This window comes from Kitasatospora sp. NPDC101447 (assembly GCF_044767225.1).
GTDB lineage: Bacteria > Actinomycetota > Actinomycetes > Streptomycetales > Streptomycetaceae > Kitasatospora.
The window spans coordinates 1-26362 of sequence record NZ_JBIWNL010000020.1 but is presented as its reverse complement, the minus strand read 5'-3'; the positions used below and the strand labels follow the sequence as shown (position 1 = coordinate 26362).

Annotated in this window: 21 protein-coding genes; 11 read left to right on the top strand and 10 right to left on the bottom strand. The window is 74.3% G+C overall.

Annotated elements, in window-relative coordinates:
* Positions 1 to 90: 90 nt before the first annotated feature.
* The 3 genes from ACIRST_RS25935 to ACIRST_RS25925 all read right to left on the bottom strand — a co-directional run bounded on the left by ACIRST_RS25935 (position 91) and on the right by ACIRST_RS25925 (position 2530).
* Positions 91 to 708, bottom strand: a complete 618-nt coding sequence (locus tag ACIRST_RS25935; protein WP_350524830.1) for a TetR/AcrR family transcriptional regulator — start codon at positions 706 to 708, stop codon at positions 91 to 93.
* Between the two features lie 75 nt (positions 709 to 783).
* Positions 784 to 1416 carry a histidine phosphatase family protein gene (locus ACIRST_RS25930; RefSeq protein WP_402804674.1) on the bottom strand — a complete coding sequence of 211 codons (633 nt, stop codon included), beginning with the start codon at positions 1414 to 1416 and terminating at the stop codon, positions 784 to 786.
* 160 nt (positions 1417 to 1576) lie between these two features.
* On the bottom strand, positions 1577 to 2530 hold the full coding sequence (locus ACIRST_RS25925) for an oxidoreductase (protein WP_402804813.1): 954 nt from the start codon (positions 2528 to 2530) through the stop codon (positions 1577 to 1579).
* Between the two features lie 65 nt (positions 2531 to 2595).
* Here ACIRST_RS25925 and ACIRST_RS25920 point away from each other — a divergent pair, with 65 nt between their 5' ends.
* Together ACIRST_RS25920 and ACIRST_RS25915 are read left to right on the top strand one after the other, a co-directional pair.
* Positions 2596 to 3591: an ArsR/SmtB family transcription factor gene (locus ACIRST_RS25920; RefSeq protein WP_402804672.1), complete on the top strand. Its 996-nt coding sequence runs from the start codon at positions 2596 to 2598 to the stop codon at positions 3589 to 3591.
* Between the two features lie 86 nt (positions 3592 to 3677).
* Complete coding sequence (locus ACIRST_RS25915; protein ID WP_350524827.1) at positions 3678 to 4568, top strand: glycerophosphodiester phosphodiesterase family protein; 891 nt, start codon at positions 3678 to 3680, stop codon at positions 4566 to 4568.
* Positions 4569 to 4697: 129 nt separating this feature from the next.
* Here the strand turns inward: ACIRST_RS25915 and ACIRST_RS25910 are convergent, their stop codons facing one another.
* Positions 4698 to 5321, bottom strand: coding sequence for a dihydrofolate reductase family protein (locus ACIRST_RS25910; protein WP_350524826.1), 624 nt, complete (start codon positions 5319 to 5321; stop codon positions 4698 to 4700).
* 120 nt (positions 5322 to 5441) lie between these two features.
* Here ACIRST_RS25910 and ACIRST_RS25905 point away from each other — a divergent pair, with 120 nt between their 5' ends.
* Together ACIRST_RS25905 and ACIRST_RS25900 are read left to right on the top strand one after the other, a co-directional pair.
* Complete coding sequence (locus tag ACIRST_RS25905; RefSeq protein ID WP_396553569.1) at positions 5442 to 6410, top strand: D-2-hydroxyacid dehydrogenase family protein; 969 nt, start codon at positions 5442 to 5444, stop codon at positions 6408 to 6410.
* Positions 6411 to 6488: 78 nt separating this feature from the next.
* Positions 6489 to 7589, top strand: coding sequence for a hypothetical protein (locus ACIRST_RS25900; protein ID WP_402804669.1), 1101 nt, complete (start codon positions 6489 to 6491; stop codon positions 7587 to 7589).
* Positions 7590 to 7654: 65 nt separating this feature from the next.
* Here ACIRST_RS25900 and ACIRST_RS25895 read toward each other — a convergent pair whose 3' ends face one another.
* Positions 7655 to 9214, bottom strand: coding sequence for a M4 family metallopeptidase (locus tag ACIRST_RS25895; protein ID WP_402804667.1), 1560 nt, complete (start codon positions 9212 to 9214; stop codon positions 7655 to 7657).
* Positions 9215 to 9476: 262 nt separating this feature from the next.
* Here ACIRST_RS25895 and ACIRST_RS25890 point away from each other — a divergent pair, with 262 nt between their 5' ends.
* Entirely contained in the window at positions 9477 to 10805 is a 1329-nt protein-coding gene (locus ACIRST_RS25890) for a hypothetical protein (RefSeq protein ID WP_402804665.1), read from the top strand.
* Between the two features lie 91 nt (positions 10806 to 10896).
* Here the strand turns inward: ACIRST_RS25890 and ACIRST_RS25885 are convergent, their stop codons facing one another.
* On the bottom strand, positions 10897 to 12996 hold the full coding sequence (locus ACIRST_RS25885) for an amino acid adenylation domain-containing protein (protein WP_402804663.1): 2100 nt from the start codon (positions 12994 to 12996) through the stop codon (positions 10897 to 10899).
* Between the two features lie 178 nt (positions 12997 to 13174).
* Here ACIRST_RS25885 and ACIRST_RS25880 point away from each other — a divergent pair, with 178 nt between their 5' ends.
* The 5 genes from ACIRST_RS25880 to ACIRST_RS25860 all read left to right on the top strand — a co-directional run bounded on the left by ACIRST_RS25880 (position 13175) and on the right by ACIRST_RS25860 (position 18493).
* Positions 13175 to 13990 (top strand): ABC transporter ATP-binding protein, encoded by an 816-nt coding sequence (locus tag ACIRST_RS25880; protein ID WP_396553575.1) that lies wholly within the window; start codon positions 13175 to 13177, stop codon positions 13988 to 13990.
* A 127-nt stretch (positions 13991 to 14117) separates the two neighbouring features.
* The gene (gene efeO, locus ACIRST_RS25875) at positions 14118 to 15266 is read left to right on the top strand and encodes an iron uptake system protein EfeO (protein ID WP_402804661.1); all 1149 of its coding nucleotides are present in this window, start codon (positions 14118 to 14120) and stop codon (positions 15264 to 15266) included.
* A gap of 208 nt (positions 15267 to 15474) precedes the next feature.
* Positions 15475 to 16797: an iron uptake transporter deferrochelatase/peroxidase subunit gene (efeB, locus tag ACIRST_RS25870; protein WP_402804659.1), complete on the top strand. Its 1323-nt coding sequence runs from the start codon at positions 15475 to 15477 to the stop codon at positions 16795 to 16797.
* A gap of 46 nt (positions 16798 to 16843) precedes the next feature.
* Positions 16844 to 17689, top strand: a complete 846-nt coding sequence (gene efeU, locus ACIRST_RS25865; RefSeq protein WP_402804657.1) for an iron uptake transporter permease EfeU — start codon at positions 16844 to 16846, stop codon at positions 17687 to 17689.
* A 144-nt stretch (positions 17690 to 17833) separates the two neighbouring features.
* Entirely contained in the window at positions 17834 to 18493 is a 660-nt protein-coding gene (locus ACIRST_RS25860) for a DUF4232 domain-containing protein (protein WP_402804655.1), read from the top strand.
* A 65-nt stretch (positions 18494 to 18558) separates the two neighbouring features.
* Here ACIRST_RS25860 and ACIRST_RS25855 read toward each other — a convergent pair whose 3' ends face one another.
* From ACIRST_RS25855 to ACIRST_RS25845, 3 genes are all read right to left on the bottom strand, one after another.
* Positions 18559 to 21123 (bottom strand): ABC transporter permease, encoded by a 2565-nt coding sequence (locus ACIRST_RS25855; RefSeq protein ID WP_402804653.1) that lies wholly within the window; start codon positions 21121 to 21123, stop codon positions 18559 to 18561.
* A 90-nt stretch (positions 21124 to 21213) separates the two neighbouring features.
* The gene (locus tag ACIRST_RS25850; RefSeq protein WP_402804651.1) at positions 21214 to 21984 is read right to left on the bottom strand and encodes an ABC transporter ATP-binding protein; all 771 of its coding nucleotides are present in this window, start codon (positions 21982 to 21984) and stop codon (positions 21214 to 21216) included.
* Between the two features lie 234 nt (positions 21985 to 22218).
* Positions 22219 to 24366: a restriction endonuclease gene (locus ACIRST_RS25845; RefSeq protein WP_402804649.1), complete on the bottom strand. Its 2148-nt coding sequence runs from the start codon at positions 24364 to 24366 to the stop codon at positions 22219 to 22221.
* A 347-nt stretch (positions 24367 to 24713) separates the two neighbouring features.
* Here ACIRST_RS25845 and ACIRST_RS25840 point away from each other — a divergent pair, with 347 nt between their 5' ends.
* A complete protein-coding gene (locus tag ACIRST_RS25840; RefSeq protein WP_350526380.1) occupies positions 24714 to 25652 on the top strand; it encodes a DUF2797 domain-containing protein in 939 nt (312 codons plus the stop codon).
* A 10-nt stretch (positions 25653 to 25662) separates the two neighbouring features.
* Here ACIRST_RS25840 and ACIRST_RS25835 read toward each other — a convergent pair whose 3' ends face one another.
* Positions 25663 to 25968, bottom strand: coding sequence for a hypothetical protein (locus ACIRST_RS25835; protein WP_402804647.1), 306 nt, complete (start codon positions 25966 to 25968; stop codon positions 25663 to 25665).
* Between the last annotated feature and the right edge of the window lie 394 nt (positions 25969 to 26362).

Below are 26362 nucleotides of genomic sequence, written 5' to 3'. Positions count from 1 at the left end.
CCGGACTTGTTTATTTTTTTCCTTCCCCGGGTTTTTTTTTTTTGGGGGGCGGGGGGGGGGCCCCCGCGCCCCGGCCGCCCCACCTCCGGCTTACGCGTCGCGGTGGCCGGCCCCGCCGCGCCCGCTGTTCCCGGCGGGCCTGCCGAGCAGCTGTCGGACGGCGTACCGGGCGTGGTCCAGTGGTTCGCGGCTGCGCCGGACGGAAGCGAGCAGGACGGCGCCCTCCAGCAGGGCGAGCACCTGGCCCGCGGCGGTCTCGGCCTCGGCCGCGCCGAAGCCCTCGGCCTCCAGCCGGCCGGCGAGCACCTGCTGCCAGCTCCCGTACACCTCGGCGCAGACGGTCCGCAGCGGCTCGTTGGTGCCCGCCGTCTCCAGGGCGACGGTCGCGATCGGGCAGCCACTGGTGTAGTCGGACTCCGCCAGGCGTCCGGCGAAGGCCTCGACCAGCCGTTCCGCGAGGGCGGCGGTGTCGGCGCCCTCGGCGGCGAGCGCGGCGAGCAGCGCCTCGACCTCCTGGCCGGCCTCGGTGAGCGCGGCCGCCACCAACTGGTCCTTGCCGCCGGGGAAGTGGAAGTAGAGCGAGCCGCGCGGCGCGCCGGTGGCGGCCACGATCCGGTTCAGACCCGTCCCGAAGTAGCCCTGCGCTTCGATCAGTTCCCTGGTGCCGGCGATCAGCCGGGCCCGGGTCTCCTCGCCCTTGACTCCCATGCCGCGATAGTAGACCGGTCTGCATATTCTGTCGACGCCGGGTTGACGGAACGTCAGTGACGCTTCCCGGGCACGTCAGCAGCGAACCGCCGGCGGGTACCCGGTCCAGCGCAGCTCCTCGGGCAGGTGGCTCTGGTCGTTCAGCAGCAGGACGGCGGGCGGCCGGCCGGGCGCGTAACGCAGCACGGTCAAGCCCGCGTTGGCGGCGTTGACGCCGAGCCAGCGCCAGTCCGGGGCGTCCAGGGCGTGCCGAACCAGCCAGCCGACCAGGAAGGCGTGGGTGACGACCAGCTCGTGCCGCTCCTCGCCGCCTGCCACCGGCCCGGTGAACCGCTCGACCGCCCGCTGCGCCAGCACCGCCCCGCTCCTGGCCTCCTCCGCCGTGGTGCCCGCGAGGAAGTCCAGGAGGAACTCCGCGCTGTCCTCGGGCAGTTCGGACCGCTCCGGCAGGTGGGGGACGAAGTCCCCGGCCTCCTCGCACACCACCGGCGCCACGCCGTCCCGTTGCAGCTGCTCGGCGACCAGCCGCGCGGTCTGGGTGGCCCGGGGCAGTGGCCCGTGGTGCAGCGCCGTGATCGGCCGGCCCGCGAGCCGGCGGCCCAGCAGCTCGGCCTGCCGGCGCCCGGCGTCGGTGAGGCCGCTGTCGTCCGCGTGCGAGGCTTCGCCGTGACGGGCCAGGTAGAGGTAGCGGGTGGCGAGGTCGGTCATGCTTCGGAACTCCTCGACGGTCGGCGGATCGTGTCGTCCCGAAGCGACGCGCGACGCGCGCCACCGGTTCCGCCGCTCCCGGGTGCCCGGCCGGTGGGCCCCGCCGGGCGTGCGCCGCGGGCCCGCTGCGCACGCGGGTCCGTGCTCAGCGGCTCGGTGCTCAGCCGGTGGCGGCCTCCGCGGTGTGGGCCCCGTCCAGCAGGGCCAGCTCCTCGTCCGACAACCGCAGCGCGCCGGCCGCGATGTTGTCCTCCAGGTGCGCCACGTCGCCCGTGCCCGGGATGGCCAGGACGTGCGGGCCGCGGTGCAGGGTCCAGGCCAGGCGGACCTGCGCGGTGCTCACCCCGCGCGCCTCGGCCACCGCCCGTACCTGGGCCGGCTCGGTCTCGCGGGCGCCGTGCTGCCGTCCGGCGCCGGCGATCGCGTAGAAGGGGACGAAGGCGACGCCCTGCTCGCCGCAGAGCCGCAGCATGTCGTCCTGCCGGGACCACCCGCCGATGCCGTACGGGTTCTGCACGCACACCACGGGCGCGATGGTCTGCGCCTCGGCGAGCTGGTGCGGGTGGACGTTGGACAGGCCGAGGTGGCGGATCAGCCCGGCCTGCCGCAACTCGGCCAGCGCGCCGAAGCGTTCGGCCACCGAGTCGGTGCCGACGATCCGCAGGTTGACCACGTCGAGGTGGTCGCGGCCGAGCTGGCGCAGGTTCTGCTCGACCTGGGCGCGCAGCCGCTCGGGGGTGCGGGCGTGCTCCGCCCACGCGCCGTCGGGGTTGCGGCCCGAGCCGACCTTGGTGGCGATCACCAGGCCGTCCCGGTACGGGGCGAGCGCCCGGTTGATCAGCTCGTTCGCGGAGCGCAGCGGGGAGAAGTAGAAGTCGGCGGTGTCGATGTGGTCGACCCCGAGCTCGACCGCGCGGCGCAGCACCCGCAGGGCCTGGTCGCGGTCGCGCGGCACGGCGTGCGGGACGAGTGCGGGGCCGGTCTGCGGCAGGCGCATCGCGCCGAAGCCGATGCGGTGGACGACGAGGTCGCCGAGGGTCCAGGTGCCGGAGGCGGCGGTGGTCACGGGGGCGGTGGGGGTGGTCGGGAGGGTCTCCGTAGTCATGTCCGTCATGATCGCCACGGCGCTATCCTGACCGCCAAAGATTCGAACATGCCTGAATCCACGGGGGTGGGGGCTTGGCGGCCGAGCTGCTGTTCACGGCGGGCGACCTGGCGCGGATGCGCTTCGCGGTCTCACCGATGTGGGAGGTCGGCCCGAGCCTGCGGCTGCTCGGCTCGGGGCTCGCCCACGCCGTCCACCGCCCGTGGGTGGAGCAGGTGCGGCCCCGGCTGGCGGCGCTCGGCCCGGCGTACGCGCTGCTCGCCGAGCTGGTCCCGCCCGCCGGGTACGTGCCGGACTTCATCAACCCGGTGCCCGCCGGCCCCGCCCCGACGCTGGCGCAGGAGCTGGCGGCGATCCGGGCCACCCCGGCCGAGCAGGTCCGCCGCGACCTCGACCGGCTGCGGGACGACCGGGGCGGCCGGCTCGGGCCCCGGCTGCGCGCGCTGCACGGCGACCCGGCGGGCGGGCTGGGCCGGCTCACCGAGGCGGTCGAGGCGTACTGGGAGCTGGCGCTCGCCCCGTACTGGGTGCGGATCCGCGCCGTCCTGGACGCGGACGTGCTGCACCGCGCCCGGCAGGCCGCCGAGCACGGCGCGGCGCGGGTGCTGAACGACCTGCACGCCGAACTCCGGTGGACGGAGGACACCCTGCGGCTGCGCCACCGCACCCGCCCGCTGCCGGGCCGGACGGCCGGGGCGGGCCTGCTGCTGATCCCGTCCGCCTTCACCGGCCCGTCCCTCTACACCCGCCTCGCCCCGCCGGACCCGCTGCAGCTCGCCTACCCGGCGCGCGGCACCGGCACGCTGTGGGCGACCGCCGCGGCGGCCGGCACCGGGGCGCTGGCCGCCGTCCTCGGCCGCTCCCGCACCCGGCTGCTGACGGAGCTGGCGGCCCCGGCGTCCACGACCGAGCTCGCGCGGCGCACCGGGCTCTCGCCGTCGGCGGTGTCGCAGTACCTGACGGCCCTGCGGGACGCCCGGCTGGTGAGCGCCCACCGGGCCGGGCGGTCGGTGCTGTACGCGCGGACCGCGTCGGCGGAGGCCTTGCTGGCGCCGCTGGCGGAGGGCTGATGATCGGTTCCTCCGCCTACCGTAATGTCATCCCACTTCCCGGATGTCGGCGGCCGGATCCGCCCCGACGCCCGTAGCGTGCGGGCATGACACCCATGCGGCAGCACCAGCACCCCCGCCGTCGCCGGACCGGCCCTGTGGTCGCGCTGCTCGGGGCCGCCCTCGGCGCCGTGGCGCTCACCGGGGCACCCCTGCCGCCGTCCGCCCCGGTGGCCGACACCCCGCTGCGCCCGGGCGGCGCGCCGCCGACCGTGTACGCGCACCGCGGCGCCTCCTCCGCCGCCCCCGAGAACACCCTGGTCTCCGACGAGGTGGCCCGCCGGGCCGGCGCCGAGTGGATCGAGGACGACGTCCAGCCCAGCCGGGACGGCGTCCCGTACGTGCTGCACGACGACACCGTGGACCGCACCACCGACGGCACCGGCCGCATCCGCGACCTGACCGCCGCACAGCTGGACGCCCTGGACGCCGGCTCCTGGTTCGCCCCGTCGTACGCCGGCACCCGGCTGCCGACGCTGGCCGCCCAACTGGAGGACCTGCGCACCCGCGGCGGCAGGCTGCTGCTGGAGATCAAGGGGCCGCACACCCGGGAGGAGGTCGCCCGGATCGTGCGGGAGGTGCGCGACCACGGCATGACCGACCGGGTCCTCGTCCAGAGCTTCGAGGTGGACGCGCTGCGCCTCACCCGCGAACTGGCCCCCGAGCTGCCGCTCGCCCTGCTCCGCTCCACCCTGGACGCCGACCCGGTCGCCACCGCCCGCGACCTCCGGCTGGCCGCCTACAACCCCTCGGACGACGCGCTCTCCGCGCGCCCCGGCGTGGTCCGGGAACTGCACGCCGCCGGGGTCGCCGTCAACGTCTGGACGGTCGACCGGCCCGACCGCTGGAAGGCCCTCACGGCCGCCGGGGTGGACGGCATCATCACCAACCGCCCGGCGGAGCTGGCCGGTTGGAGGTCCGGCGCCGCCGCCGGCTAGGCCACCCGGCGTGGCGGAGGGCACCGCGAGAGCGGGCGCCGGAGCAGGCGCGGGAGACGGCGCGGGGAGCGGGCACCGGTTCCGTCCGTGAGGCCACCGGCTCCTGAGGCCGTCGGCCCCTGAGGCCGCCTACGACCGGCTGAAGCCCCCGAACGCGGCCGGCTCGGCCGGGCGGTAGCTGAGCAGCGCCGCGCCCGACGCGGTGATCCGGGAGGCGGTGAGCGCGAAGGCGGTCGGCGGCCCGCCCTCCGGGAACAGCCGGATGCCCGCGCCGAGCGCCACCGGGGCGACCACCAGGTGGTACTCGTCGATCAGGCCGTGGCCCATCAGCGTGCGCGCCAGGGCACCGCTGCCGTGGATCTGCAGTTCGCCGTCACCGTCGAGGCGCTCCTTGAGCCGGGCGACCTCGGCCGGGACGTCCCCGCCGAGCAGCGTGGTGTTCGCCCAGCGGGGATCGGTGAGGGTGTGGGTGGCGACGTACTTGGGCAGGCCGTTCAGCTTGGCGGCCACCCCGTCGGCCGGATCGGTCACCCCGGGCCAGTAGGAGGCGTAGATCTCGTACGTCCGCCGCCCGAGCAGGAAGGCCTGCGGGCGTTCGAACACCTCGTCGACGAACCGGTCCGTGTCGGCGTCCAGGAAGGGCGCCAGCCACCCGCCGTGCGGGAACCCCCCGGCGCGGTCCTCCTCGGGGCTGCCGGGGGCCTGCATCACGCCGTCGAGGGTGACGAAGGTGGTGAGGGTGAGTCTGGCCATCGCGGGTCTCCTCGGTTCCGGTGCCGGTGAATCCCCCTCCGCGGGCCAATCTGACAGACCGGCGGGCCGCAGCCGGACTCGGCGCGCCGGGTGGGCGGGGCGCTCTGCCAGAGTGCGGGTATGACGATTGCGACCCTTCGCTGCGCCGTCCTGGACGACTTCCAGGGCGTCGCCACCAGCTTCGCCGACTGGTCCCCGGTCACCGACCGGGTGGCGGTGACGGCCTTCAAGATGCACTTCCGCACGGAGAAGGAACTGGCCGACGCACTGGCGGACTTCGACATCGTGGTCACCCTGCGCGAGCGGGTGCCCTTCCCGGCCTCGCTGTTCGCCCGGCTGCCGAAGCTCAGGCTGCTGGTCGCCACCGGCATGCGGAACTCGGTGATCGACCTCGCGGCCGCCGAGGCGCACGGCGTGACGGTCTGCGGCACGGCCAGCTCCGGCACCCCGCCGGTCGAGCTGACCTGGGCGCTGCTGCTCGGACTCGCCCGCGGCATCGTGGCGGAGAACACCGCGCTGCGCGAGTGCGGCCCCTGGCAGAGCACCGTCGGCGCCGACCTGCACGGACGGGTGCTCGGCGTGCTCGGCCTCGGCCGGATCGGCAGCGCGGTCGCCCGGGTCGGGCTCGCCTTCGGCATGGACGTCGTCGCCTGGAGCCGGAACCTGACCGACGAGCGCGCCGCCGAGGCGGGCGTGCGCCGGGCGGCGACCAAGGAGGAACTGCTGAGCGGCAGCGACTTCGTCACGGTCCACCTCGCGTCGAACGAGGGCACCCGGGGGCTCGTCGGCGCGGCCGAACTCGCGCTGATGAAGCCCGGGGCCTACCTGGTCAACACCTCCCGGGCGGCCGTCGTCGACCAGGACGCGCTGCTCGCCGCACTCACCGGGGGCACGATCGCGGGCGCCGCGGTGGACGTCTTCGACACCGAGCCGCTGCCCGCCGACCACCCGATGCGCAGTGCGCCCCGGCTGCTGGCCACCCCGCACCTGGGGTACGTCTCGCAGGACAACTACCGGCGCTACTACCGTGAGGCGGTGGAGGACATCGCGGCCTTCCTGGCGGGCGAACCGATCCGCCGGCTGGGCTGACGCCTCTGACACCTCTGACACCTCTGACGCCTCCGCAGCCTCCGCCGCCCGCAACGCCCCGGGCCGCATACTGACCGCATGGGTGACGGCACGGCGGACCGCACGGGCGACGGCACGACGGGCGACGACACGACGGTGGGCGGCGGTGTTCCGGCTACCGGCCGGCGCGGGGTGCTGCGGGCGGGCGCGGCGGCACTGGTCCTGGGCGCGGTGGCGGGCTGTACGAGCGGGAGCAAGCCGCCGGCGACGGGGCCGGGTCCGGGCACGCCGACGCCCGGGACAGCGACCGGAACACCGCCCGGTGCGGGGACGCCCACGGCCACACCGGCGCCGACCGCCGTCGCCACCCCGCTGCCGCAGCCGCCGCTGTGGCAGCCCGGCCCGTCCGAGATCCAGCCCGACGTGAAGCGCCGTGCCGTCGAACTGGTCGCCGCGCTGGGCGCCTGGCCGCCCGGCGGGCAGGGCGTGGAGGCGGCCCGGGCCCGGGTGGCGGCGCTCGGGCTGCCGCCCGCGCTGGCCGACCAGGCGGGCCCGCTGGCGCCACCGGCGGTCGAGGCGAGCCTGGAGGTGATCGTCGCCCAGTACGGCGGGATCCTGGCCGACTCGGCGAGCGTGCTGGTGGTGTGCCGGCAGTGGACCCGGGGCGCGGACGGCTCGGTGGCCGAGGGCGGCACCACCGTGGACGTCCGGCTGAGCCGGGCCGCGCCGCGCTGGACCGTCACCGACCTGCACCCGGGCGTCGCGGGCCCGGCCGCCGCCGCACCGCCCCCGGCGGTCGCCCGGGTGCTGGCCGAGCCGCGGATCGAGCTGCCGCCCGAGGCGGCCGCCGATCTGAGCAGCGGCACCGTCCACGCCAGCGTGCCGGAGGCGATGCTGCGGCTGGCCGGCCCGTACACGCTGTCGGTGAGCGTGGTGCGGACCGGCCACCCGCTGGACGTCTTCGGGACGACCCGGCCCAGCGACCATCCGCCGGGCCGGGCCTTCGACGTCTGGCGGATCGACGGCATGGCCGTGGTGGATCCGGCGACGCCCCGGCAGCTGATCGAGTCCTTCATGCGGGACGCGGCCGCCGCCGGTTCGTACAACGTGGGCGGCCCGGTGGCGATCGCGGGGGCCGGGAACCGGTTCTTCACCGACGACACCCACCACGACCACTGCCACATCGGGTTCGACCACTAGACCTCGTACAGACCTCGTACAGACCTCGTACAGACCTCGTACAGACCTCGTACGGACCTCGTGCGTCAGTTGACGTTGACGCCGCTCCAGGCCGCCGCCACCGCGTTGTACTCGGTGCTGCCGGCGCCGTAGAGGTCCTTGGCCGCGTTCAGCGAGGCGGCGCGGGCACCCTTGTAGTTGGTGGTGGAGGTCATGTAGACGGTCAGCGCGCGGTACCAGATCTTGGCGACCTTCTGGTTGCCGATGCCGGTCACCGTGGAGTTGTTGCAGGTGGGGCTGTTGTAGGCGAAGCCGTTGATGGTCTTGCTGCCGCTGCCCTCGCTGGCCAGGTAGAAGAAGTGGTTGCCGACGCCCGAGGAGTAGTGCACGTTCAGCTTGCCGACCGAGCTGCTCCAGCAGTCGGCCGAGGAGCCGTCCAGCGAGGGCTTGTCGAAGCGGCGCAGCCACGGCGGGGTGGACTGGTCGCTGAACAGGTAGTCGGGGGTGTCGACCTTGTTGTTGGCGTACCACTCCACCATCGTGCCGAAGATGTCGCTGGTGGACTCGTTGAGGCCGCCGGACTCGCCGCTGTAGCGCAGGTTGGCGGTGGCACTGGTGACGCCGTGGGTCATCTCGTGGCCCATGGTGTCGAGGTCGACCTGCTCCGGGTCGTGGGAGCCGTCGCCGTCGCCGGTCATCATGCAGAAGCAGGCGTCGGACCACTGGGCGTTGTCCCAGTTGGTGCCGACGTGGACGAAGACGGTGGCGCCCTTGCCGTCGTTCTTGATGCCGTTCCGGCCGAAGGTGTTCTTGTAGTAGTCGTACGTCCAGGCGGTGTTGGCGTGGGCGTCGACGGCCGCGGTGGAGCGGTCGGTGGAGAACTTCTTCCCGTCGCCCCAGACGTTGGAGGCGCTGGTGAAGGCGGTGCCGGAGGAGGCCTTGACCGAGCCGGACGAGAGGTTGTGCGCGTCCTTGGTGACGTGGCCGCGGACCGGGTCGGTCAGGGTGTAGCCCCCGCTGACCGGGGTGGTGTCGATGGTGATCGTGCCGGTGTACTCGGAGTTGCCGGTGCCGGAGGCCTGGTGCTCGGCGTCGTAGGACTCGATCTGCTCACCGGTGGTGGCGTCGGTGACGACGACCTTGCCGGCCGGCTCGCCGTGCTCGCCGCTGCCCTCGACGGTGGTGCGCCAGGCGAGGCGGGGCGTGCCGTCGGCGGCCCAGACGACCAGCTCGGGGGTGCTGACGGCGTCCCGGACGCCCGGGGCGGCGGAGAGCGCGTTCGCTGCGCCGGACTGCGCGGGCACCTTGGGGGTGGTCGACTTCACGGCGGCGTCATGGGCGGCCGCGCGGGTGGTGTCCTTCAACTTGCCCTTGGCGTCCTGGTGGACGACCAGGTCGCCGCCGACCACCGGCAGGCCCTGGAAGGTGCGGTCGAAGCGCACGTGCGAGGTGCCGTCGGCGTCGAGCACGACGTCCTTGAGCACGAGGTCCTGGCCGGCGCCGAAGCCGAACACCGCCGCGTTGTGGGCGACGTTGGCGCGGGCCTGGGATATCGCGGCCTCGCGCGGGTTGGGCGCGGCGGAGGCCGTGGCGGCGGGGACGGTCGCGCCGGCGAGGGCGGCGACGACCGCGATGGCTCCGGCCACGCGGGCACGGCGGAATGAGGACGTGGGGGTCACTCGGAACTCCAGTGGGGGTTAGCTGCAGGGATAGGAGCTGGTCAGAGATTGACGGCGATCAGTCAGATGCAGCTAGAGGGAAGGTCATAACTTTGCCAAGTTGTGTCCTTGGACAGTCAAAAATGATCAGAAGTTAACAAGCGCTCTACGGGGCCGTCGTGACGATCGACTACACCCGGCGCTGTGAAACCCGCGCGTCCGGCCCGGGCAGGCCCTACGCTCTCGGTCCATGGACGGATGGGTGGGGGCCTGGACCGGCGGCCGGGCCGCCGTGCACCTGGGCGACGTCGCGGACTTCAACGCGCAGTTCTTCGCCCCCGGCATGGACGCGGCGCAGCGCCTGCGCCGGCTGCGGCAGGCGCACCACTACGCCTGCCTGGCCGTCGGCTACAGCCCCGAGCCGGCCGTGTTGGTGCTGCCCGCCGAGGTCGCCCCGGAGTGGACCGACTGGCTGGCCCGGGAGTTGGCCTGGGGGCCGGTCGAGGTGTACAGCGGCGTGGCACCGGACGACACGGTGGCCGAAGCACTCGCCGCCCGCCCCGCGCTGACCGCGCGGATCGCCGACTCCGGCCACCCGGTGGTGCGGTGGGGGCGGACGCCCGCCCAGGGGGAGGGGCCCGAGCTGGCGGCCGTCCGCCGTTACGAGTCCAAGGCCGCCGCGCACGACCTGTTCTCCGCGCTCGCCCCCGGGCACCCGGACATCCGCCTGCCGCGCCAGGAGCGCCCCGACGGCCGCCGCCGGGCCGCCCGCCGGCTCACCGCCCGCGCCGCCCGGGGGCTGACCACCGTCCTGAAGAGCCCGCACGGCGTGGGCGGCTACGGCACCGTCGTGGTCGAGCCCGCCGAGCTGTTCGCCGCGGGCGGCGGCCGGGCAATGCTGCGCCGCCTGGTCCGCACCGAGGTCCTGCCGGCCGACGGCGCGCTGCTGCTGGAGGAGCACGTCTCCCCGGGCCCGGCCGCCCGGCTGCGCGACCTCACCTACGACGCCGTCGTCGGCCCGGACGGCACCGTCCACCCCGTCGGCGCGGGCGCCATGGACGTGGCCGGCACCCGCTACCAGGGCGTCACCGTCGGCCCCGGCGCGGTGCCGCAGGGCGCCGCCGCGACCGCCCGCCGCTTCACCCTGGCCGTGGGCGAGCGGCTGGCCGCCGACGGCTACCGCGGCTGGTACGACGTCGACTTCGTCACCGACCGCGAGCGCCGGCTCGCGCCCACCGAGATCAACCTGCGGCTCACCGGCCCGGCCGTCGCCTTCGTGCTGGCCGCCCGGCTCGACGCGGTCCGCGGACCGGGCCACCTGGTGCGCACCCTGGACGGCATGCCGCTCGGCGCCCGGCTCGCCCCGGCGGCGCTGCACGACCACCTGCAGCGGCTGCGGCCGCGCTGCGCCCGGCTCGGTGTCACCCTGCTGCCGCTGATCCCGACGGCCTGCCACGAGCCGGAGCCCGCCGTCGGCCTCGCCCTCGCCGGGCCGGACGTCGAGGCGCTGGACGCGGCCGAGGCACTGGTCGCCGCCGCCAACCACGGGCTGGCCGGGATGTTCGAGGCGCTCAGGTGAACCACCGTCACCCGCGGCCCGCCGACACCACCTCTCCCACTCGTCACCCGCGTCCGGCCGGCACCCCCGTTCCGTCACCCGCGGCCCGCCGTCACCCCTTCCCGACCGGCGGACGCCAGACCACGAACCGCACCAGCACCAGCGCCGCGAGCATCAGCGGGATGTTGAACGCGAACACCAGCGCCGTCTCCCGCGGCCAGTCGGTGGCCCTGGTGATCCGGTACAGGTTGTCCTGCGGCCACCAGTTGACGAGCAGCCAGGTGATCGCCAGATGGGTCAGCACCGACAGCCGCTCCGGCCTGCCCAGCCGCCGGACGGCGTCCAGGCCGATGCAGAAGTAGACGAACCCGGCGCCGAAGGCCAGGTTCTCGCAGAGGTAGAGCAGCCGGAAGAAGTTGCTGTAGGGGGCGGGGACTCCGGTGAGGTCGGTCGAGCCGGGGAAGAGGATGTCGGTCGTCACCCACGCGCCCCCCGCGAACACCAGCACGCAGAGGACCGCCGCGCAGCCGTTCGTGAAGGCCGAGTCACCGCCGGAGCCGCCCCCGGCCTTGCCGCCGCCCTTCCGGGAGCCGGCCTTCCCCGAACGCGCCGCCGGGCGCGGGGCGGTGTGCTCCGGCGGGGCGGGCAGCGGCAGGGCCGCGCGGTCCAGCTTGCCCGCCCGGGTGCGCGGCAGCTCGGACACCGGGACGACCGCCGCGGGCGCCTCCCCGGCCGGCAGCTCCGCCGCCAGGTGCTGCGAGAGCGACCAGCCGTCCGCGCCCTCGCCCCCCGGCTCCGCCACCGCGTAGCCGACCAGCCGGCGCTGCCCCGGCCGCAGGTCCACCTCCACCACGGCGGCCTCCCGCACCGCGGGGTGCGAGCGCAGCACTCCCTCGGCCCGGGCCGCCGCCACCACCCGGGAGACCACCGAGCTCTTCCGGGCCTGCGGGACCGGCCCGAGCGCGTTGGCGGCCCGGCCGACGAACTCCAGCACGCCGTCCGGCCGCAGCCGCCCGACGTCCCCGGTCAGCAGCACCCGCCCGTCCGGGTCGAAGTCCGCCCGGACGAAGCGGCGCCCGGTCTCCTCGGGCCGGTCGAGGTAGCCGCGGGTCAGACCGCTGCCGCCGATCGCGATCTCCCCGGCCGTCCCGGGCGCGGCGGGGGTGCCGTCCGGGCCGAGCACGTACACCCGGGTGCCGGGGAAGGGGCGGCCCACCAGCGAGACCCGCTCGGCGCCGTCGGCGGCGGCCGTGCCCCGCACGTCGAAGTAGGTGCTGTCCACGGTGGCCTCGGCCAGGCCGTACACGTTCAGCACCCGGGCCCGCTCGCCGAGCAGCCGCTGCAGGCCCAACTGCTCGTCCAGGTACCACTTCTCGGCGCCCACGGTGAGCAGCCGCACCCCGGGCAGGCCCTCGCCGGTCTCCGCCAGCAGGGCCGTCAGCCGGCGCGCGGTGCGGACGTTCAGCTCCAGGACGGTGATCCGCTCGGCAGTCACCAGGGCGGGCAGCGCGCCGAGGTCGACGGTGCGGTCCAGGGTGAGGTTGAACGGCGTGACCACCAGGGTGGCGCCGGTGCCCAGCGCCCGGACCCAGTCGGCGGTGAAGACGTCGAACTCCAGGCTCGCCGTCTGCAGGATCCGGTCCTCGGCGGTCAGCCCGTACACCTCGCGCCAACCCTCGTACGCCGCGAGCAGGTTGCGGTGCTCGACCAGCGCGCCGACGGGCAGGCCGGTGGAGCCGGAGGTGTAGAAGACGCAGGCCGGGTCCTGCGGCGCGACCTCGGGCGGCTCGAACGGCGCCACCGCGGGCGCGGCCGTGTCGACGCAGACCGGCGCCGCCCCGCTCGCGTCCGCGAGCCGCACCCGGTGCACCTCCTCGGTCACCACCACGTCCGGCGACGCGTCGGCCAGCACGTGCCGCAGCAGCGCGTCCGGCGCGCTCGGCTCCAGCGGCACGTACGCCGCGCCCGTCTTCAGCACCGCCAGCAGCGCCACGTACACCTCGGTGCCCCGACCGAGCGCCACCGCCGCCCGGCCGCCCGGGGCCAGGCCGTGCTCCGCCAGCACGGCGGCCAGGCGCTGCGCCCGCCCGTCCAGCTCGCCGTACGTCAGCTCGCGCTCACCGCAGCGCACGGCCACCGCCGCCGGCGCCCGGCGCGCCTGCTGCTCGACCAGCTCGTGCAGGGTCCGGGCCCGTTCCGTGTCCACGCTCATCCCGCCTCCCCCTCGTCCCCTCGGAGGCACGATCCTCCTCCCAACTCCCTTCGGGCAACAGGGTTGTGGCGAGTCCACCCTGCGGACGGCCACGCCCGCGCCGGGCCGACGGTTGTACTCTGCACGCGGACGGACGGCACCGGGCCCGTCCGGCGCCGCGATCGGAGACACCCACCCCATGAGCCAGCCCTTCGACGGCCCGCTGCTGCGCACCCGGGACGTGGACGTCGTGCGCGACGGCCGGTACCTGCTGCGCGGGATCAGCCTGGAGATCCAGCCGGGCGAGCACTGGGCGCTGCTCGGCCCCAACGGGGCGGGCAAGTCCACCCTGCTCGCCCTGCTCGGCGCCGTCTCCCACCCCACCCACGGCGAGGTCGACGTGCTCGGCCGCCGGCTCGGCCGGGTCGACATCCGCGAGCTGCGCGCCCACCTCGGGCACGTCAACCCGCGCCACCCGCTGCGCTCGCCGCTGACCGTCCGGGAGGTGGTGCTCACCGGGCACACCAACACCATCGAACCGGAGCTGCACCGCAAGCCGGCCCCGGAGGTGCTGGAGCGGGCCGACCGGCTGATCGAGACGCTCGGCATGAGCGCGATGGCCGGCGCGCCGTGGACCACCCTCTCCCAGGGCGAGCGCGGCCGGGCCCTGATCGCCCGCGCCCTGATGCCCAGCCCCCGCCTGCTGCTGCTCGACGAACCCGCCACCGGGCTGGACCTCACCGCCCGCGAGCTGCTGCTGGACAGCCTGGACCTGCTGCGCCACCAGCACCCGGACCTGGCGAGCGTGCTGGTGACCCACCACCTGGAGGAACTGCCGGAGAGCACCACCCACGCCCTGCTGCTGCGCGGCGGCGAGTGCGTCGCGGCCGGGCCGGTGGACGAGGTGATGACCACCGCTCTGATCAGCGAGACCTTCGGCCACCCGATCCGGATCGGCCGCCACGAGGGCCGCTGGAGCGCGCGGGCCGCCGCCCGCCGGACACCGGGAAGGTAACGGTTCAGGGGGTGGGTGTAGACGCTGGGACATCCATACGTAAGGTATGCCTTAGCTAACGACGGGGCTCGCCCCGCCGACCCCGCAATGCCGTGGCACCCCCATGCCCTTTTCCGTTGGAGCACCCATGTCCGCCCGTCGCCGTTCCACCGCAGCAGTGCTGCTCACCCTCGCCGTGGCGACCGCTACCCTGGCCGGCTGCTCGTCCAAGAAGGACGACAAGGCGAGCTCCTCCGACGCCGTCAAGGTGAACGCCACCGACAGTGCGTGCGAGGTCTCCAAGACCACCTTCCCGGCCGGCCACGTGGTGCTGGACATCAGCAACAAGGGTTCCAAGACCACCGAGGTCTACGTCTACGGCGACGGTGACAAGATCATCACCGAGCGCGAGAACATCGGCCCCGGGACCAAGGCCAGCATCAACGCCGAGATCAAGGCCGGCTCGTACGAGGTCGCCTGCAAGCCCGGCATGGTCGGCGACGGCATTCGCCAGAAGATCACCGTCACCGGCGAGGGCGGCAGCGCCGCGTCCGCCGACCCGCGCCTGGCCGCGGCCGTCGACTCCTACCGTAAGTACGCCCAGGAGCAGGCCGACGCGACCGTCCCGGCCGTCCAGGCCTTCGCCGACGCGATCAAGGCCGGCGACCTGGAGAAGGCCAAGTCGCTGTACGCGGCCTCGCGCACCGGCTGGGAGCGCACCGAGCCGGTCGCCGAGAGCTTCGGCGACGTCGACCCCAAGACCGACACCCGTGAGGACAAGGTCGAGGCCGGCCAGCAGTGGACCGGCTGGCACAAGCTGGAGAAGTCGCTCTGGGCGGACGCCAGGATCGGCGACGACGAGAAGAAGCTCGCCGACCAGCTGGTCAACGACCTCAAGGACTGGCAGGCGAAGATCCCCGCGGCCGAGATCACCGCGACCAGCATGGCCAACGGCGCCAAGGAGCTGCTGGACGAGGTCGCCACCAACAAGATCACCGGTGAGGAGGACCGCTACAGCCACACCGACCTGGCCGACTTCCAGGCCAACGTCGAGGGTGCGCAGAAGGCCTACGAGCTGCTGAAGCCGGTCGCCTCCGAGAAGGACCCGGAGCTGGCCAAGACGCTGGACTCCGAGTTCGCCGCCATCAACGCCCTGCTCGCCAAGTACAAGCAGGCCGACGGCACCTTCACCTCCTACGACAAGGTCACCGAGGCCGAGCGCAAGACCTTCTCCGACGCGGTCAACTCGCTGGGCGAGCCGCTGTCGAAGCTGGCCGCCGCCGTGGTCGTCAAGTAACCGACCCCGCGGTTCCCGCACCACCCACCCCATGACGCCGTGGCGGCCCCGACCGGCCGCCACGGCATCCGTGAGCCGGCCCACCGGCCCGGCCCGCGGATCGGCGCAGGTCAGCGCCATGCGCAGGGTCAGCACCACGCACAGGGTCAGCACCCCGAGCAGTTCAGTACCCCCGAGCAGTTCAGTACCGAGAAGGGCCCGCCCGCCGATGGACGCCGAGAACCAGCAGCAGACCGGAACGCCGGCCGCCACCGATGCCACCGCCACCGACGCCACCGCGACCAAGGGCGCGGTCAGCCGGCGCGCCGTCATCGGCTGGGCCGGCGCGGGCGTCGCGCTCGGTGCCGCCGCCGTCGGCTCGGTCGCCGCCGCCACCAAGCAGGACGACGCCGCCCCGGCGGCCGCCGCGGCCCCGGCCGGCGCCGAGGTGCCGTTCTACGGCGACCACCAGTCCGGCATCGCCACCCCCGTCCAGGACCGCCTGCACTTCGCCGCCTTCGACGTGTCCGAGAAGGCCACCCGCGAGTCGCTGGTCAAGCTGCTCAAGGACTGGACCAAGGCGGCCGCCGCGATGACCGGCGGCCGCGAGGTCGGCACCGGCGCCGCCACCGGCCTGCCCGAGGCCCCGCCGGACGACACCGGCGAGGCCCTCGGCCTGCCCGCCTCCCGGCTCACCCTCACCATCGGCTTCGGCCCGAGCCTGTTCGACAAGGACGGCGTGGACCGCTTCGGCCTGCAGGCCAAGCGCCCCGAGGCCCTGATCGACCTGCCGGGCTTCAAGGGCGACAAGCTCGACCCGAACCGCAGCGGCGGCGACCTCTGCATCCAGGCCTGCGCCGACGACCCGCAGGTCGCCGTGCACGCGATCCGCAACCTGGCCCGCATCGGCATGGGCACCGTCAGCATCCGCTGGTCCCAGCTCGGCTTCGGCAAGACCTCCTCCACCACCCCGGACGCGCAGACCCCGCGCAACCTGATGGGCTTCAAGGACGGCACCCACAACATCGCGGGCACCGACACGGCGAAGCTCGCCGACCACGTCTGGGCCGCCCCCGGCGACGGCCCCGAGTGGATGACCGGCGGCTCGTACCTGGTCGCCCGGCGCATCCGGATGCACATCGAGACCTGGGACCGCACCTCGCTCAAGGAGCAGGAGGACGTCTTCGGCCGCACCAAGGGCGAGGGCGCCCCGTACGGCAAGGCCAAGGAGCACGACGCGCCCGACCTCAAGGCGATGCCCGCGGACTCGCACGTCGCGCTCGCCCACCCGGACGCCAACAACGGCCTGATGATCCTGCGCCGCGGCTTCTCCTTCACCGACGGCACCGACGGCCTCGGCCGCCTGGACGCCGGCCTGTTCTTCCTCGCCTACCAGCGCGACACCCGCAAGGCCTTCGTGCCGCTGCAGACCCGCCTGGCGTCGAGCGACAAGCTCAACGAGTACATCCAGCACGTCGGCTCCGCCCACTTCGCCTGCCCGGCGGGCGTGCGCAAGCCGGGGGAGTGGTGGGGCCAGGCCCTGTTCGGCTGACCCGCCGCCACCCCCGTACGTACCACCTCACCCCCCAGGAGCCCGCGTGTTCGGCAACTACCTGATCGGCCTGCGCGAAGGTCTCGAAGCCAGCCTGGTCGTCTGCATCCTGATCGCCTACCTGGTCAAGACCGAGCGCAAGGACAAGCTGCCGCCGGTCTGGCTCGGCGTCGGCGCGGCCGTGGTGCTCTCGATGGCGTTCGGCGCGGTGCTGCAGTTCGGTTCCTCGCAGCTCACCTTCGAGGCCCAGGAGGCGCTCGGCGGTTCGCTGTCGGTCATCTCGGTCGGCCTGGTGACCTGGATGGTGTTCTGGATGCGGCGCACCGCCCGGCACCTGAAGGCCGAGCTGCACGGCAAGCTGGACGCGGCGCTCGCGATGGGCACCACGGCCCTGGTGGTCACCTCCTTCCTGGCCGTCGGCCGCGAGGGCCTGGAGACCGCGCTGTTCATCTGGTCGGCCGTGCAGGCCACCGGTGACGGCTGGAACCCGCTGATCGGCGCCGCGCTCGGCCTGCTCACCTCGGTGGTGCTCGGCTGGCTGTTCTACCGCGGCGCGCTGAAGATCAACCTGGCCAAGTTCTTCACCTGGACCGGCGCCATGCTGGTCGTCGTCGCGGCCGGCGTCCTCGCGTACGGCGTGCACGACCTGCAGGAGGCCGGCTGGCTGCCCGGCCTGCACAGCCTGGCCTTCGACATCTCCAGCACCATCCCGAAGGACAGCTGGTACGGCACCCTGCTGAAGGGCGTGTTCAACTTCCAGCCCGACCCGACGGTGCTGCAGCTGGTCGTCTGGCTGCTCTACCTCACCCCGACCCTGGCCGTCTTCTTCAACCTCCTCGGCGGCGACAAGGGCAAGCCCGCCCGGCCCGTCACCGCCACCCCGGCCGCCTGACCCCGCAGTCCGGCCCCCGACCGCCCCGCCCGGCACCCGCCGGGCGGGGCGGTTTCGTCATGAGTGCGTCACAGCCGGAACCGCACCGGTCCCGGGCGTCGTGGTCGGGGGCGGAAACACCGACCGTTCACCCGTGGGGGGACCATGACCGTTCGCAGGCCTGCCAGGATCGCCGCCGCCGGGCTGACGGCGCTCGCCGCAGCCGTGCTGCTGACCGCGTGCAACGACGACGTCGGGGCGGGCGCGCAGCCGGCGCCGACGGTGACCGTCACCGGGGTGGCGTCCGCGCAGCCGACGAGCGGCGGCAAGGCGACCGTCCCCGGGGCGACGCCGACCGGGCCGATGGTGACGCAGTCGGCCGGCGCGCGCTGCACGGCCGACGAGCTCACCGCCACCGTCCAGCTCCAGGACGCCGGTTCGGCCATGGTGATGGTCACCAACAAGGGCGGCCGCAGCTGCACCCTGTTCGGCTACCCGGGCTACGGCGGTCTGCGGGCCGACAACAGCGCGGACACCCTGGCCGTCAAGCGGGAGCCGCACCCCGGGCCGCCCACGGCGATCACCCTGAAGCCGAAGACGACCGCCTTCTCCGGCCTCAAGTGGAGCTCCTGCGACAAGGCCGACCCGACCTGCCACGTGATCGCCGGCCTGCAGCTCACCCCGCCGGACGAGACCAGGCAGCTGACCGCCGAGGTGCTCGGCCTCGACGGCAAGCCGGTCCTGCAACTGCTCGTCTCCGCCCAGGGCCTGACCACCGGCAGCCTGCAACCCTCCAACCAGGGCGTGGTGTTCGCCGGGCCGTGACACGACGGAGCCCCCGGGGCGGTCCGCACGGACCACCCCGGGGGCTCCCTGGCGTACCGCCCCGGCTACTCGCTCTTGATGGCGCCCAGGATGTCCAGCTTCGCCGCCTTGAAGGCGGGCCACAGGGCGGCCAGCAGACCGATCACGGCGGCCGCGAGCAGGAAGCCGGCGACCTGGACCGGCGGCACCACGGTGGTGATGCCCTTGACGTCGTCCGCCAGCGTGCGGACACCGGCCCACGCCACCAGGACGCCCAGGCCGATCCCGACCAGTCCGCCGAACAGCGCGATCAGCAGGGACTCCAGGCGGACCATCCGCCGGATGCCGAGCCGGTCCAGGCCGATCGCCCGCAGCATGCCGATCTCCCGGCGGCGCTCGAACACCGACATCGCCATGGTGTTGACGACACCGAGCACCGCGATGATCACGGACATGCCGAGCAGCCCGTACATCATGTTCAGGATCCCGTTGAGCATCTGGCGGTTCTCCGCCTTGATGTCCTTCTCGCCCTTGACGGCGATCAGCGGGTTGCCGCCGGTGGCGTCGCGCACCGCCTGCTTCAGCTCCCCGGTCGGGCCGTTCGCGCCCTTGACCAGGACCTTGTCCAGCCCGGAGCCGGGCAGGGCGTGCGGGCCGACGACGGCGTCGGGGGCGACGATCCCGGCCAGCACCGAGTTGTGCTCGATGACGGCGCCGACGGTCAGCGAACCCTTGCTGCCGTCCGGGTAGGTGACGGCGAGGGCCTCGCCGACCCGGTAGCGGCTCTGGCCGGAGCTGCCCGCGCTCACCATCAGCTTGCCCTCCTTGAGGGCGTCCGCGGAGCCGTCCTTGACCTTCACGGTGACCAGCCGGTCGATGGTGGTGGCGTCGACCGCCGTCACCCAGTCGCTGTCCGAGCCGTCCGCGCCGGTCTCCACCGGGACGGTGCGCACCACGCTCGTCGCGGTGACGCCGGGCGCCTTGGCGATCTGGGTGGAGACCTCGGGGGAGAGCATGGAGAAGTTCTCCATGGTGACCGCGTAGTCGGCCTTGAGGTCGGTCGCGGCCGCGTCGTCCACGGCCTTGTTCACCGAGGCACCGATCACCGTCAGCGAGGTGATCAGGGTGACGCCGATGGTGAGCGCCGAGGCCGTGGCGGCGGTGCGGCGCGGGTTGCGGATGGCGTTCTCCTTGGCCAGCTTGCCCGGAGTGCCGTACAGGGCGCGCAGCAGCGGCGCGAACAGGTTGATCAGCGGCCGGGACAGCAGCGGGGTCAGGACGAACACGCCGATCAGCAGCGCGCCGGCGCCGAGGCCGACCGTCTTGACCTCCTTGCCGGCCACGCCCGCCGCCAGCGCACCCGCGCCGGCCAGGGCGAAGAGCAGGCCGATCGTGTTGCGGATCACCAGGCTCTTCTGGGTGGCGGGCTGCTCGGCCGAGCTCATCGCCGCCACCGGGGCGATCCGGGAGGCACGGCGGGCGGGCAGCCAGGCGGCCAGCACCGTCACCAGCACGCCGACCGCGATCGCGGCGACGACCGTGCTCGGGGCGATGATCAGCGGGCCGTCCGGCAGGTTGGCGTCCATCGGGCCGTTGAGGAACGACTTGAGGCCGACGGCGATCCCGATGCCGGCCAGCAGACCGGCCACCGACGCCGTGAGGCCCACCAGGAACGCCTCGATCAGCACCGAGCGGGTGATCTGGCGCCGGGTCGCGCCGACGGCGCGGAGCAGGGCCAGTTCCTTGGTGCGCTGGGCGACCAGCATGGTGAAGGTGTTGGCGATGATGAAGATGCCGACGAACAGGGCGATGCCCGCGAAGGCCATCAGGAAGGTGCTCAGGAACTTGGTGCCCTGCTTGATCATCCGGTCCTGCTCGGCGGCGAGCTCGCGGCCGGTCCGGGCCTCGATGTTGTCGCCCTGCGGGACGGCCTGCTTGACGGCGCCGAGCAGCGCGTCGTCGTCGGTGCCCGGCTTGGCCTTGACGTCCAGCTCGGCGAAGCGGCCCGGGCTCAGGTAGAGCTGCTGGGCGGTGGCGGTGTCGAAGGCGGCGAGCGAGCCGCCGGCCGACACCCGCGGGTCGTTGGTGCGCAGGGTGCCGGTGAGCTTGAGCTCCATGACCGGGCCGTTGACGGCGACCCGGACGGTGTCGCCGACCTTGTAGCCGCCCTTGTCGGCGGTCTTGGCGTCCAGGGCGATCTCGGTGGCGTTCTTCGGGCCGCGGCCCTCGACCAGCGGGTAGCGCGGGTCGGTGCCGTCGGTGCCCGGCACGTAGTTGGTGCCGGTGGTGGAGAAGCCGTTGCCGATCAGCGCGCCCTTCTTGTCGGCGATGCCGGCGAAGCCGCTCACCACGCCGCGCGCGTCGGCGACGCCCGGCAGCGCGGCGACCTTGGCACGGGACTCCTCGGTGAGGGTCGGGCCGGTGGTGACCCGGGCGCCGTGGTCGTAACCGCGGAAGCCGGCCTCGTGGTCGCTGACCGTGACGGCGATGTCGGTGTAGCTCTTGGAGTTCTGGGTCCTGAGCGCCTCGCCGAGGGTGTCGGAGAAGACCAGCGTGCCGGCGACGAAGGCGGTGCCGAGCATGACGGCCAGCGTCGTCATCAGAAGTCGGCCCTTGTGGGCCAGCACATTGCGCAATGCGGTGCGGAACATGAGGGGTTGTCAGTCCTGGGGTGCTCGTGGGGACGGGTGGCTTCGGGACCTCGGGCGGCTCGCGGCCGGTGGGCCGTGAGGGGGTGTGCTCTAGCTGGTGCGGCCCTTGGCGTCGAAGCGGCGCATGCGGTCCAGGACGGTGTCGGCGGTGGGGTGGTGGAGTTCGTCGACGATGCGGCCGTCGGCGAGGAAGACGACGCGGTCGGCGTAGGCGGCGGCGACGGGGTCGTGGGTGACCATGACGACGGTCTGGCCGAGTTCGCGGACGGAGTTGCGGAGGAAGGAGAGGATCTCGGCGCCGGAGCGGGAGTCGAGGTTGCCGGTGGGTTCGTCGGCGAAGATGATGTCGGGCTTGCCGGCGAGGGCGCGGGCGCAGGCGACGCGTTGCTGCTGGCCGCCGGAGAGCTGGGAGGGGCGGTGGCTGAGGCGGCCGGAGAGGCCGACGGTGTCGACGACGCGGTCGAGCCAGGCCTTGTCGACCTTGCGGCCGGCGATGTCCATCGGCAGGGTGATGTTCTCCAGGGCGGTCAGGGTGGGGAGGAGGTTGAAGGCCTGGAAGATGAAGCCGATGTGGTCGCGGCGCAGTTGGGTGAGTTGCTTGTCCTTGAGGCCGACGAGTTCGGTGTCGCCGATGGTGGAGGAGCCGGAGGTGACGGTGTCGAGGCCGGCCATGCAGTGCATGAGGGTGGACTTGCCGGAGCCGGAGGGGCCCATGATGGCGGTGAACTCGCCCTGGGGGAAGGTCACGCTGACGTTGTCGAGGGCGACGACGCGGGTCTCCCCCTCCCCGTAGACCTTGTTCAGGCCGGTGGCGCGGGCGGCCGCCAGGCCGGTGCGGACGGCGGTTGCGGGGAACGTCACGTGGACTCACTCCTGGGGATGAAAAAACGGAAAATCGGACTCCAGTCCATCCTCCCAAGGCGTTCTTGTGCGACGTGTATGCCGAGCGGACGGTCGGCCCCCGCCGACCCGGCGGGGTGGCGGGGGCACTCTCCTCCTCTGGTATGACCCGGACCCCTCAGGGGCGGGGCCCGGCCGGAAGCCTTCGGCCGTCCCGGCCGGGGCGCGGCCCGGGTCCGGACCGGCGCCGGGCCGCTACTCCACCGCGACCCCGAAGGCCGTCGCCAGCCCCGCCAGACCGTTCGTCACCGCCCGGCCGGACGGGCTGAACTCCCAGCCGCCACCCGAACGCCGGAAGGCACCCAGCACCATCGCGCTGTCCGGCACCCCGCCGGTGGTGCCCGCCCAGTCCGCCGGACCGGCCGCACCAGGCCCGTACGCGGCGGCGACCGCCAGCCCGTGCACGTACCCCAGCGGCACCACCGGCGGCTCCTCCTCCTCGGTGGAGACGGCCACCACCACCTCCTCGACCGCGGCCGGCAGCCGGTGCAGCTCCAGGGTCAGCCGGGCCGCCCGGGTCGGCTCGCCCGGCACCGAGCGGGTCGGGTGCAGCCGGACCGCGCCGTCCGGGTCCTGCGGGCTGTTGAAGAACACGAAGTGCTCGTCGCTGAGCACCCGGCCCCCGGCGCACAGGAAGGCGGTGACGTCCAGCTCCACCGCGTCCCCGCCGGCCGTCCGGCTCTGCCAGCTCACCGTGAGCGCGGTCTCCCGCCCGGCCGGGTCGGCCTCCTGCGGCCGGGCGCCCGCGGCGGCCGGGTCGCCCCCGCCGAGCCGGCCGCGCAGGCCCTGCTCGGCCAGCAGCTCGACCAGCTCCGGGCCGCTCACCAGGGTCAACGGCTTGCCCTCGATGTAGCTGTACGAGCCGCGGCCGAAGCCCGCCGTGGTGACCAGGATGCCCTTGATCGCGCCGTGGTGGCGCACGGTGGACTCCAGGTCGCGCACGGCCGTCGGCGGAACGGTCTTCTTGTAGCGCTTCGCCTGGATCACGATCTTGCCGCCGGTCACCGGGTCCAGGTCCTCGGCGACCACGTCCACCCCGACGTCGCCGCTGCGGGCCGTCGTCATCACCCGGAAGCCGCGCAGCCGGAACAGCTCGGCGATCAGGTCCTCGAAGTCCAGCGGATCCATCTCGAAGAGGTCCGGCTCGTCCTCGCCGCCGTGCCCGGCCAGGCTCCCGCCGACCGTCTCCGGCCGCCGGTCCGGCCGGACCTCGTCCAGCCGCTCCGGGCGCGCCGACAACCGGCCGCCCAGGCCCTGGAAGCACTCCACCGCGTCCACCCGGTCCAGCGCCAGCCCGGCGATGCCGGCCCGGGTCGCGGTCAGCGTCGACACGAAGCGCTCGGCCTCCCGGCCGGTCGCCGGGTCGATGCCGAGGACGAAGCCGTTCAGCACCACCGAGTCCAACAGCCCGTCCCGGTCTGCCCGGAACACCTCCGCCACCACCCGCAGCGCCGACTGCGCCAGGACCTGCCGGTACAGCGCCTTGCGCTCCGTCGCCGGGCGGGCCACCTCGGCCTCGCGGTCGTCCGACTTCACGTACCGCACCCGGCCGGCCGCCGGCACCACGTCCGCCCCCGGCAGCTCCCAGTTCACCACCAGCTGGCGGCCCGCCGCGTCGAAGGCCGCCACCAGCCGGTGCGGGAAGCCCTCCGGCCAGGCCGCCGAGGCGTACAGACCCGCCGTGAAGTACTCCTGCACCGCCTCCGGCTCGCCCGCCCGCAGCCGGCGCAACAGCTCCTCGGTCCGGGCGCCGCGCTCCTCGTCCTCGCGGCGGAAGCGCTCCACCCGGGCCAGGTACTCCCGGTGGTACGCGGCCAGCCGCTGCTGCCGGTCCGCCTCCCGCGCCTGTGCGGCGTACCAGTCCTGCTCGAACCGCGCCCGGGCCTGCGCCAGGTACTGCTCGTACTGGCGCCGCACCCCCGGATTGCGGGCCTGCACCGGATCCGGCGGCGGGACGAAGTAGGCGGCGGACGCCTGGTCCGGCATCGGCACCGGCCCACCCAGCGGCCCCGGATCGAACGGCGGCACCGCACTCGGCGCCAACAGCGCCTGCGGACCGAACGCCGGCGCGGCCAGCCCGGCCGCCAGCAGGCCCCTCAACTCCTCCACCCGGGCGTCCAGTTCGGCCGTCCGCCGAGCCGCCTCGGCCTCCCGCGACTGCTGGTACGCCCGCTGCGCCTCCCGCTCGTTGCGGGCAGTCGCCCGCTGCGCCTCGCGCTGCTCCCGCTCCCGCCGGCGCTCCTCCGCCGCCTCGGCACGCCACCGGGCCTCCTCCCGGCGCTGCTGCTGCCGCTGCGCCTCCGCCCAGATCGCCAGCACCCCGCTGCTCCGCCGCCCCGCCACGTCCACCCCTCCTGTCCGCGCCGCCTCCCGGCGGCGCCACCGACCGCGCCCGCCACAATAGAACGCGGACACCCCACCCGGCCAAGCGCCCGCGACCTGCGGGGTCGCGGCCGCCACGGCGCTGCTGAACCCGGCACCGCCGGCTCCTTCGACGACCCCGGCACCGGACCGTTCCGCTGACACCATCACCGACGACACGGGCGTCGCCGCGGAAGGCGCCCCCGCCGCCGACCGACCGAACAGCCCACCACCGAGGCACGCCGCCCGCCGATCCGCCCGCGGGAGGGACGGGTGCGGTGTGTCGGTGGCGGCGGGTAACCTCGCTGCTCCGAGAGGGAAGGATGCCCGTGACGATTCCCCCACCGCAGCAGCCGGACCGGCCGGCAGGCTGGGTCTCCACCGGCCTGGGCTGGCAGGCGGGCCGCGCCGTGCTCGGCGCGGTGCGCGGCAGCCGGGTGCACGAGCGCGCCGTCACGCCCGGCGCGGAGGTCGGCTGGCTGCTCGGCGGGCCGCGCCGCTGCGTCGGGGCCTGGCTGGTCGGGGCGACGGAACGCACCCCGTGCCCGCACCACGCGGTGATCGATCCGGACGGCGGCGCGACGCAGTGCCCGGCCTGCCAGAGCGTGGACCGCGGCCTCGCCCTGGCGCGGGACCAGATCCTCGACGACGGCCGCACCTACCTGCTCTACCTCGCCTGGTTCGGCGAGGGCCTGCTGAAGGTCGGCCTGACCGCCGAGCAGCGCGGCGACAGCCGACTGCTCGAACAGGGCGCGCTGGCCTACGCGTTCACCGCCAGGGGTGGCCTGCCGGCGGTGCGCCGCGCCGAACTCACCGTCGCCGCGTCGGGGTTGGCCCGTGAGCGGTACAAGTCCCGGCTCAAGGCCGAGCACTGGTGGTCGCACGGCGACGTCCCGCACCGCCGTACGGTGCTCACCGAGGCCCGCGCCCGGGCGCACCGGCTGCTGGACGGCCACGCCGTGGAGCTGCTCGCGGACCGTCCGGTGGTGGACCACGTGGAGCGCTACGGCCTGGCGGCCGGCGCCCCGGAGACCTACCGGGAGATCGCCGGTCTGGCCGACGGCGCCGTGATCGCGGGCCGGCTCCGGCCGCCGATCGGCAAGCACCTGTTCCTCGACCAGGCCGACGGCTCCGGCCCGCTGCTGCTGGACACCCGGCGGCTCACCGGCTGGACGCTGACGCCCGTGGCCGGCCGGGCGTCCGAGGGGCTGATCCTGCAGGAGCGGGTCCGCCCGCCGGAGCCGGACACCCAGGAAGCGCTGTTCTGAGCCGGCGGCGTCAGCCCAGCTTGCTGCGCAACCCGCCCGGCCCCGAGCGGGCGCGGCGGGACAGCGGCGGCCGGGACGGGCGGACGTCGCCGCGCACGACCTGGTCGGCGGCCTCGGCGGCCCGCCGGGCGAGCGCGGCGCGGGCGGCGGCCAGGGCGACGCGGGCGAGTAGCGGGTCCTCCCGGACACCAGCGTCGCGCTTGGCGCTGTGGCAGCCCGTGCACCAGACCGGCGAGGCCGGCCCGTCCGGGTACACCATCTCCTCGGGCGGCAGGTAGTGCCCACCGCACTCGACGCACTCGAAGACCAACCTCATCCGACGATCACCGTCCCGGATCCGTGGCACCGACCGCAGGGCGACCAGAATTCGTGGACCCTGGGCACCATGCTCCCTTCCTCGTCCAGTTCGACCGTTGCCTCGGTCTTCTGGGTCCCCCCGGACCCGCCGCAGCCGGAGCAGGACTGAACCTCGGGCATATGCCGTCCCTCCGTAGCGGAGCACCACCGTAGCGCGATTTTCGGCCTGCGAGCACCGCTCCCGACGATCCACCACCCGTACGGGGAGCGCGAAATGGCGCCGCACGCCCCACCGGACAGGGTCGGGCCCCCCCGCGGGCCCCCCCCCCCGGGGGCGCCCGGGGGGGGGGCCGCCGGGGGGGGGGGGGGGGGCCGCCGCGCGGGGGCGCGGGGGCCCCCCCCGTGAACCTCCC